This window comes from Planctomycetota bacterium, assembly GCA_026387035.1.
In the GTDB taxonomy this organism is placed as follows: domain Bacteria; phylum Planctomycetota; class Phycisphaerae; order FEN-1346; family FEN-1346; genus JAPLMM01.
The window spans coordinates 1-9,382 of the sequence record JAPLMM010000060.1; the positions used below are offsets into that span (position 1 = coordinate 1).

Here is a 9,382-nt window from a genome sequence, read left to right on the forward strand (position 1 = left end):
CTCCGCCGATCCCAGTTCCGCCAGGCGCTTCTGGATGGCCGCCCGCGCCTCGGCCGGCAGGTCCGCTTCCGCCAGCACCCGCCGCGCCCCGTCCTCGAACACCGGCCGCGCAAACGCCGTCGTCCAGTACCGGTCCGGCCGCATCTGGAGGAGCCTAAGGAACCCCTCGAACTCCGCGAAGTACGAGCCGTAGATGTGGAACGAGTCGGCCACGTGCACGTACTCGCCCGGCTCGACGCCGAGTTCGCGCGCCACTTCGCGCTGGAGTTCCGTGAATGCGTACATATTCATAAATGCGGCCTTGAATGCGTCGTTGGAGCGGATGTGAATCGCCAGGTTCAGGCGGCTCGTGCTTCGCAGCGAAGCACTGCTCTCTGCTTCGCCCTGCGTAGCGGGCTTCGCAGAGCAGGGTCGCAGAGTAGCATCCGCCCTGCCCTCGCGGCCCTGCCCCGCCGGGCCTGCCCCGTTGGGGTTGGGGGCCTCCTCCACCCGGAACCACATCCGCTGAAGGCACGCCGGGTCGCGGATGCCAAGATCGTTCCACGCCTGCCACGTCACCGCCTGCGCCCGCCGCGTGTACGGCGTCTCCTTGAGCATCCGCACGACCTCGGCAATCTGGTCGATCGGCTCCGCGCGGCCGGGGACCTTGTACGCCCGCAGACGCTCGTGGTACGTGTACTCCCACTTCCCTTCCTCGGGCGCGATCCAGTGGTCGTGCACGCCGTACAGCACCTCGGCCCGATAAACCTCCAGGTCCTCGAGGCCACCGGGGAAGGCCTTGTGGATCCGCGGCTCGGCGAACGGTTCGGCGACGTGAATGAGGCACGCGACATCCCGGCTTTCGGGGTCGTCGGGTTTGTCATACTGGGTGCGGAACCGCGCGCCTTTCTCCCAACACGCACGGACGGCCTGCTCCCAGGCCTCCGGCAGCGTGCGCGCTTTGACGTAGATGGATTCCATGCGGCCCTCATGCAGGTCGTCGATTCGCCGGCGATTGTAGGCCGACCCGCGCCGAAGGGCAAGCCGAATCGTCTTCTTCAAATCTCTCGCTTGCCCCGACCGCGGTTCCGCGCCATGATATCCGCGCCGGCGCGCCTGCCTGAACCGCCGCCTGCGCTGCCGCCTCACTTCGGCTGGAGGATGTCGTAGCACGTCAGCCGGTCGTGGTACCGCAGGTACAGCCGGCCGTCCAGGATGACCGGGTGGGCCCAGGCGTCGTTGCACTTCTCCTCGACCAGTTGGAAGCGGCTGACGACTTCGAACGCCTGCGGGCCGGACCGGACGAGCGCCATCGTACCGTCCTCGCCCAGGCAATACAGGCGGCCGTCGGCATAGGTGGGCGCCCCGCGCGCGAGGTCGCGGCTTTGGTACGTCTGGGCGCCGGTGGCGACGTCGTAGCAGACCCAGCCGGCCTCTTCCCATCCGCTTCCGTAGATATAACCATCCACCGCAACGGCCCCGCCGTTGCAGTTGTCCATGCGGCCCTCCCACTTTTTGCGGAAGCGGACGCCGTCGTCGCCGGCCACCAGGTCCAGGAACACGGCCCCGCTCTTGGTGGGCAGCGTGTAGAAGATGCCGCCGCGGTGGAAAACAGGCGTGGCGCACGAGGCGTCGAACTCGGTCCGCTTGGGAAACGTGTCGTACCGTTTACCGGTGTCGGCGTCGATGCACACGATGGCCCGAAGCGCCAGGTTCACGAGAAGTTTCCGCCCGCCGAACCCGACGAGGATGGGCGAGGCGTAGCCGGTGCGCTGCACGGCCGGGTCGTCGAGAGGCGGGCTGGTCCAGGCGGTCCGGCCGGTCTTGGCGTCCAGGGCCACCATGAACGCCTGCTGGCCGCCCGGCGTTGCGAACACCTTTCCCTCGTGCACCAGGACGCCCTCGGCAAGGCCCCAGGTGATCGGCCGGCCGCCGAACTGCTCCAGGACGTTCTCAGCCCACAGTTCCTTGCCGGTCTCGGCGTCCAGGCACGCCAGCCGCCCATGCCCGTTCATGTGGTACACGCGCCCGTCGGCGTAGCAGCACGAGGCCCGGGACCCCGGGTGATTGCGGGTCCACGCCTTGCCGTTGGGTGTCCGCCAGCGCTCGTTGCCCCGGCTGTCGAGGCATAGGACGTAACATTCCTGGTCGAAGTCCCCGGCAATGTAGATATTTCCACCCGTGATGATAGGCCCGGACCAGCCGCGGCCGAGGCCCTCGGCCGTCCAGAGGGCCTTCGGGCCTCCTTCCGGCCATTGCTGGAGGAGCCCGGTCTCGCGCGAGATGCCGTCGCGCCAGCGTCCGTGCCACTGCGGCCAGCCCTGCTCGGGCGAGGGGATGGGGCCGTCGGCGGCCTCGCCGGCCGCCGACGCCGGCGTCAGCAGGAGGCCCATGACCACGACGGCAAGCAGGTGGATGCGCATCCTTCGCCCTCCGTGACCGCCGCCGTTCCGCACCCGGGCGTCCGTTCGAAAGCCAACGCTCGGCGACGATTGTAGGCCGACCCGGCGCCGAAGGGCAAGTCGAATCGCTGCGCCGACACCGGCAGATCTTTCCCTTGCCTCGCCTGTCGCACCGCTTTAATATACTCGACACTCGCTCCGGCGCGACCGGCGTCGGCTGGAGACGACACGCACCCGAAAGGAGAACCTTGCAATGACCTACACACCGCCAGGAGTCAAACCCTCGCGGCCGACGGCCCCGGCCCCCGCACCGAAGACGAGCGGTCTGGCCATCGCGAGCCTCGTCCTGGGCATCGTAGGGCCCTGCACGGTGGGCCTGGGCTCGATCATGGGCATCATCCTCGGCATCGTCGGCCTGGTGAAGATCGGCAAGAGCGCCGGGGCGAAGGGCGGCCGCGGCCTGGCCATTGCGGGCATCGTAGTGTCGGCCGCGGGCCTCTTGGTCCTGCCTCTGCTTGCGGCCATTCTGCTGCCAGCCGTTTTCAGCGCGCTCGACCAGGCCAACGCGGTCAGTTCCACGAACAACGTCGGTCAGTTGTGCACGGCGGCCCAAGTGTACGCCACCTCGCATCGCCAGCAACTGCCCCCCGCCGACTCCTGGCCGCAGGTCTTCCAAGAGCAGATGGAATTCCCGGCCGCCGTCATGGCCGACCCCGCCGACCAGCAAGGCGGCCGCGCGTACGCCATGAACGCGGCCCTGGACGGCAAAGCCGTTGCCCCGGACATGGGGCGCACGGTCCTCTTCTTTGAGTGCCGGCCCGGCGCCCCGCCCGCGGGCGGGCCGGAACTGCTGCCCGACAAGCCGCGCCACGCCGGCCGCTACGTCATCGGGTTCCTCGACGGTCACACGGAGAGCGTGGCGCCCGAGGAGGTCAGGCAACTCATCTGGCAGCCGAAACGCGAACCCGGCTTCTAAGGAGCCGGTGGCAGGGTGGTCGCTGCGGCGACCGCGGTTCCGCGCTATGATATTCGCTCCGGCGCGACCGGCGCCCATGTTGATGACGATGTCCCAGACACATGGGGTCCCAGGACGCGCCTTCAGAAGGAGACAACGGATGGAACAGCGCGGGGTTAGCCTGCGGCGGCGAGAGTTTCTGGGGATGCTGGCCGGCGGGGCCGCGGCTGCCGCGATGGCCCGCTATGCGCCGGGCGCCGCGCGGTTGGCGCTGCCGCGCACACTGCTCGCCGCCGGGGCGACGACGGAACGGGCAAGGCCGAACATTCTGTTCATCGCCGTGGACGACATGAACGACTGGGGGGTCAGTTACCTGGCCGGCCGCCAGGGCGTCCACACGCCCAACCTCGACCGCCTGTCAGCGCGCGGCATCCTGTTCACCAACGCGCACTGTTCCGCCCCTGCCTGCAACCCGTCGCGGGCGAGCCTGATGACGGGCATCCGTCCGTCCACCTCCGGCGTGTACCACAACAACCATGACTGGCGCGTGAACCCTGTCCTGCGCTCGGTCCCGACGCTTCCGGAGCATTTCCGGGCCCACGGTTACACGGCCGTGGGCGGCGGCAAGATTTTCCACGCCCTGGAATGGGATGACGGCGAGACCGACGGGTACAACGATGCGAAGTGCTGGGACGCGTACTTTCCCTCGATGAAACGGCAGATGCCGCATCGCGTCCTTCCGCCGGGGAAACTGCCGCTCGCCCAAGGCACGTCCGAGAAGCGAGGCGCCCCCGATTTCTTCGATTGGGGACCCATCGGCCAGCCCATCGAAACGATGCCCGACCACAAAGTCGTGGACTGGGCCATCGGCGAGTTGAAGAAGACGCACGAGAAGCCCTTCTTCCAGGCGGTGGGGATCTTCCGCCCGCACATCCCCTGGTACGTGCCGAAACAGTTCTTCGACCTGTATCCGCTGGACGCCATCCAGGTGCCGTACGTCAAAGAGGGCTGGCTCGAGAAACTGCCGCCCGCCTCACAGAACAGCGGCGCCGTCCGCCGCAGGTGGCACCAGTGGGTCGTCAAGAGCGGAGAGTGGCAGAAGGCGGTCCAGGGGTACCTGGCGTCGATTTCCTTCACGGATTGGCAACTTGGCCGGCTCCTGGAGGCCCTCGACGCCAGCGCCTACGCCGAAAACACGGTCGCCGTCCTGTGGACCGACAACGGGTTCCACCTGGGCGACAAGGAGACGTGGGAAAAGTTCACCCTCTGGGAAGAATCGACCCGCGTGCCGCTGATCTTCGTCGTGCCGGGCCTGACCCGGCCGGACACCCGCTGTTCGCGCCCCGCCAGCCTGCTGGACGTCTATCCCACGCTCGTGGAGGTGGCGGGTCTGGCGCCCAATCCCAGGTTGGAGGGGGTCAGCCTGGTCGCGCAACTGCGCGACCCCGACGCGCCGCGCCAGGAGCCGGCCGTCACCACGCAAGGCCGCAACAACCATGCGGTCCGGTCCGAGCGCTACCGCTATATCCGCTACGACAACGGGGACGAGGAACTCTACGACCACCAGCATGACCCCGGCGAATGGGACAATCTGGCGGGCGACTCGAAACACAACGCCGTCAAGAAAGAACTGGCCGCCTGGTTGCCGAAGGTCAATGCGCCGGACAGCGCCGGGGGCACGTAACAGGAGAATGACGCCATGAAAACGGTTGGCACCACGAGGCGCGATTTTCTGAGGACCCTGGGCGCGGGGGCGGGCTCGCTGCTCCTGCCCGGCCGCCTGTTCGCCGCCGCCGGGGCGGCCGCAACGCCGTACATGTCGGGCAAGCGGCCCAACATCGTTCTCATCATGTCCGACGACATGGGGTTCTCGGACCTGGGCTGCTACGGCGGCGAGATCCGGACGCCGAACCTTGACGGCCTGGCGAAGCGCGGCCTGCGGTTCACCCAGTTCTACAACACGGCCCGGTGCTGCCCCACGCGGGCGTCGCTCCTGACAGGCCTGTATCCCCACCAGGCCGGCGTCGGGCACATGACGGAAGACAAGGGCCTGGACGGCTATCGCGGCGACCTCAACACCAATTGCCGCACCATCGCCGAAACGCTCAAACCGGCCGGATACTCCACCTACATGGTCGGCAAGTGGCACGTCACGCCGCACATCAAACCCGAGGGGCCAAAGCACAACTGGCCGCTCCAGCGCGGCTTCGATCGCTTCTACGGCACCATCCACGGCGCGGGTTCCTTCTTTGACCCGAACAGCCTGACGCGCGACAACACTCAGATCGTGCCGGATACCAAGGAATACTACTATACCGACGCCCTCAGCGACAACGCCGCCAAGTTCATCCGCGACCACAAGGGCGCCAACCCGTTCTTCCTGTACGTCGCCTACACAGCCGCTCACTGGCCCATGCATGCCAAGCCCGAGGACATAGCCAAGTACAAGGGCCGGTACGACCAAGGCTGGCAGGCCATGCGCCAGGAGCGGTACCGGCGGGCGCTCGACTTGGGCCTCATCGACAAGCGGTGGACTATGTCGCCGCCCGATAGTGCCCCCTGGGAGTCCGTCTCCGAGGCGGACAAGGCCTGGCACCTGCGGCGAATGGAAGTGTACGCCGCCATGGTCGATAACATGGACGCCGGGATCGGCCGCATCCTCGACGCCCTCAAGCAGACCGGCGCCCTCGAGAATACGCTCATTTTCTTCCTCGAGGATAACGGCGGCTGCGCCGAGGAGCACGGCAGCCGCGGCCCCGTCCGGCCCGACCCGTCGAAGCCGGTCAAACTCAAGCCCATGGCCCCTGACGAGTTGCAGACCCGGATGCAGCCGACGCACACGCGCGACGGTCGGCCCGTCCGCACCGGTCACGGGGTCATGCCCGGTCCGGCCGACACATACATCGCCTACGGCATGGAGTGGGCCAACGTCTCGAACACGCCTTTCCGCCTGTACAAGCATTGGGTGCACGAGGGCGGCATCGCCACGCCGCTCATCGCGCACTGGCCCGCGGGCCTGAAGCGGCAGGGCGAACTCGAGCGGCAGCCCGGCCACCTCATCGACATCATGGCCACCTGCTGCGACGTGGCCGGCGCCACGTACCCGACCGAGGTCGAGGGCCGACCCATCACCCCCCTGGAAGGTCGCAGCCTCGTGCCCGCGTTCGAGGGCAAGCCCATCCAGCGCGACGCCCTGTACTGGGAGCACGAGGGCAACCGGGCCGTCCGCGTCGGCAAGTGGAAACTCGTGGCCAAGGGCTCCAAGGCCGAGTGGGAACTCTACGACCTGGACGCCGACCGCACGGAGTTGAACAACCTCGCGGCGCAGGAACCCGAACGCGTCCGCGAGATGACCGCCCTCTGGGACGCCTGGGCCAAGCGCTGCGGCGTGGTCATGCCGGGCGAGTTCCCGAAGTAGGGCGCCGGCTGCCTCGGCGCAAGGGCAAGTCGAATCGCCTTCGTCTAATCTCTCCCTTGCCCCGGGTGCGGTCCCGCGCTATGATATTCGCTCCGGCGCGACCGGCGCCGGCTGGAGACGACACGCACCCGAAAGGAGAACCTTGCGATGACCTACACACCGCCAGGAGTTGAACCCTCGCGGCCGACGGCCCCGGCCCCCGCACCGAAGACGAGCGGCCACGCGATTGCCGGCCTCATCGTCGGCCTCGCCGGCCTGTGCACGTGCGGCGTCGGCGGCATCGCGGGCCTCGTCCTCAGCATCGTCGCCCTCAAGAAAATCGGCGCGAGCCGCGGCACGCTCGGCGGCCGGGGACTCGCCATCGCCGGCATCATCGCCTCCGCCGTCTGCATCCTGGTCGGCCTCGTCTTCGGGTTGGGCGTTTTGGTCGCCTTCATCACAGAAGCCTATAACTCGGAGTTGGAAAGTGCTCAGGACGCCAACCCAAGTTGGTCCACCCCGGCGCCTTCGCCCGGCGCGTACCTGCGACCCTGCGTCCCGCTAAGCGGTCCGACATATATTTTGCGCGGTGGTTCTCCGTAACCACCGCGCAAGAAAGCAATAGACCGCGGCGTCCCGGCGGGACGCCGCGCACACACTTTGCAAAACTTACGTCGGAACGCTTAGTTGCCGGCCCCGCAACGAGTTTGAGACCATGACGAATCTGCCGGCCGGCGGACCGGAGGAACTCTCGTGAGAGGCGCTTCGTGGGGCATCCTGGCGCTTGGCGCGGTCGCGGCCCTCGCCGGCGGCTGCAAGTCCGAGTCTGCTGCGCCCGGCGCCGGCGTGGTGCGCATCGAATGGCCCGACGGCGCCCCCGCGACGCCCGCCATGCTCGAGGATCAGCGGACGGAACTCGAGTCCGACGCGGTCCTCGCCGGCGCCCTGGCGCGTCTGGCGAAGGCCGGCGGCGCTCCTGAACCTTACGGCGGGCCCGACGCCGTCGCCCGCCTTCGCGCCGACCTGCGCGTCGAACGCGTTCCGGGCGCCGACTGCCTCGGCGTCCGCCTCGAAGGCGGTCCCGAGGACCGCCGCGCCTCCGTCATCCGCGCCGTCCTCGAAGCGTTCGTCCAGTCCAAGAGCGAACGCGAAAGCGGCCGCGGCGAACGCCGAAAAAAACTCGAAACCGAGCGCGACTCCCTCCGCCGGCGCGCCGCCGACGCCGAACGCAACCTCGGAGAACTCCGCACCCGCCTCGGCCTGGTGACGACCGACCCCGCGGCCGACGAACGCCGGGTCCGCCTCGACGCCCTGGGCGCGCTCGCCGACCGCCGCCGGCCCGCGTTCGACCGCGCCAAGGCCGCGTGGAACGAGTTCCAGGCCCTCCAGGCCCAGGCCGCCGATGCGAAGAACGCGGCCGTCTTCCTGAAGGCGTATCCCCCGATCGCCGAGGCGATCGAATCCGACCCGGGCGTCGCCGGCGCCCGCGCGGAAGTCGAACGGCTGGAAAAGAACCTCGCGTCCCTGCGTGCGAAGTACGGCGACGACGCCGCGGCCGTCCGCCAGATGCTGGCCAAACTCGAGGAAGCCCGCGCCGAACTCCGGATTTGCCGCGCCCCCCTCGCCCAGGCGCTCCTCGAGGAGAAGGCCGCCATCCTCCGGCGCGACCGGGACCGGGCCGTACGGGATGAAGTGGAACTGGCGCGCGAGACGGGAGAGGCCCGGGCGGCCGCCGAAAGAATCGCTCCGGCCGTCGAGACCTTCCGCCGGCACGAGAAAGAGTTGGCCGATCTCCGTGCCCGCCTCGGCGAGACGGAAGAAGAACTCACGCGTCTGCGTGTCGAGGCCGCCGTCGGCCAACCCGCCGCCACCGTCGTCCAGTGGCCGTAATCGGGCGGTGACCCGAAACCGGCATTGCCGCTTCCGCTAGCGCCGGACCGCCACGCCGGGGCCGATGAATCGCGGCACATAGCCGCCCGCCCCGTGCTGCACCGGCTCCAGTACGACGAACGCCTTCTCATCCACCGCGCGCACCAGGTCCAACGCTTTCTGCGCCTGCGAACGCCGGACAACGCTGAAAAGAATCTCGACCGGCCCGTCGCGTCCCTCGCCGGCGACGGCGGTGACGGCGAATCCGCCGGACCGCAGGCGGTCGCCGATCGGACCGCCCGGCGGGCGGCTGAGAACACGAAAGAGCACAAACTCCGACGAGAACCGCGTCGCCAGCGTCATCCCCACCAGCGTCCCGACGCCGAAACCCGCCGCGTAGCCCACCATCTGAAGCCAGTGGATCGGCGGGCGAAACATCGTCGCCAGCGCGACGATGAAGATCCCCGAAGCCAGCATGCCGAACACCGCCGCGAGCCCGCGTTGGCCCTTGACGATCGAGATGACGCGCAACGTGTCGATGCTCACGTCGGAGACGCGGCAAAGGAAGATGAAGACCGCGCCGAGCACCACCCGTTGCCACTCCGCCCCGCCGATGGCTTCCGCCAGTTGTCCGACATCCATGCTCCGTCCTCCCTCTCATGTGTTCGCGAACACCCCCTCCCCTCCACCATACGCTGCCGGCAAGCCCCGGTCAAAGCAAAGCGGGGGGGGCATGATGCCTGGGGCGGTTCCAACATCCTACTTGATTGGCCTTGACCG

8 protein-coding genes are annotated in these 9,382 nt (G+C 68.4%); 5 read left to right on the forward strand and 3 right to left on the reverse strand.

All coding sequences use genetic code 11. From position 1 onward, the window contains the following. Both NTX40_01820 and NTX40_01825 read right to left on the reverse strand, forming a co-directional pair. On the reverse strand, positions 1-1,041 hold a 1,041-nt coding region (locus NTX40_01820), incomplete at its 3' end, for a thymidylate synthase (GenBank protein ID MCX5647822.1). Positions 1,042-1,124: 83 nt separating this feature from the next. After that, positions 1,125-2,402, reverse strand: coding sequence for a PQQ-binding-like beta-propeller repeat protein (locus NTX40_01825; GenBank protein MCX5647823.1), 1,278 nt, complete (start codon positions 2,400-2,402; stop codon positions 1,125-1,127). Positions 2,403-2,634: 232 nt separating this feature from the next. Between NTX40_01825 and NTX40_01830 the strand changes: the two genes are divergently transcribed. The 5 genes from NTX40_01830 (at position 2,635) to NTX40_01850 (ending at position 8,623) form a co-directional block, all read left to right on the forward strand. After that, positions 2,635-3,357 (forward strand): DUF4190 domain-containing protein, encoded by a 723-nt coding sequence (locus NTX40_01830; GenBank protein ID MCX5647824.1) that lies wholly within the window; start codon positions 2,635-2,637, stop codon positions 3,355-3,357. Between the two features lie 139 nt (positions 3,358-3,496). Continuing rightward, positions 3,497-5,020 (forward strand): sulfatase, encoded by a 1,524-nt coding sequence (locus NTX40_01835; protein MCX5647825.1) that lies wholly within the window; start codon positions 3,497-3,499, stop codon positions 5,018-5,020. 132 nt (positions 5,021-5,152) lie between these two features. Further along, positions 5,153-6,754: an arylsulfatase gene (locus NTX40_01840; GenBank protein MCX5647826.1), complete on the forward strand. Its 1,602-nt coding sequence runs from the start codon at positions 5,153-5,155 to the stop codon at positions 6,752-6,754. 147 nt (positions 6,755-6,901) lie between these two features. Next, complete coding sequence (locus tag NTX40_01845) at positions 6,902-7,336, forward strand: DUF4190 domain-containing protein (protein MCX5647827.1); 435 nt, start codon at positions 6,902-6,904, stop codon at positions 7,334-7,336. Between the two features lie 150 nt (positions 7,337-7,486). Continuing rightward, entirely contained in the window at positions 7,487-8,623 is a 1,137-nt protein-coding gene (locus tag NTX40_01850) for a hypothetical protein (GenBank protein ID MCX5647828.1), read from the forward strand. Positions 8,624-8,659: 36 nt separating this feature from the next. Here the strand turns inward: NTX40_01850 and NTX40_01855 are convergent, their stop codons facing one another. Continuing rightward, positions 8,660-9,244 (reverse strand): DUF5698 domain-containing protein, encoded by a 585-nt coding sequence (locus NTX40_01855; GenBank protein ID MCX5647829.1) that lies wholly within the window; start codon positions 9,242-9,244, stop codon positions 8,660-8,662. Between the last annotated feature and the right edge of the window lie 138 nt (positions 9,245-9,382).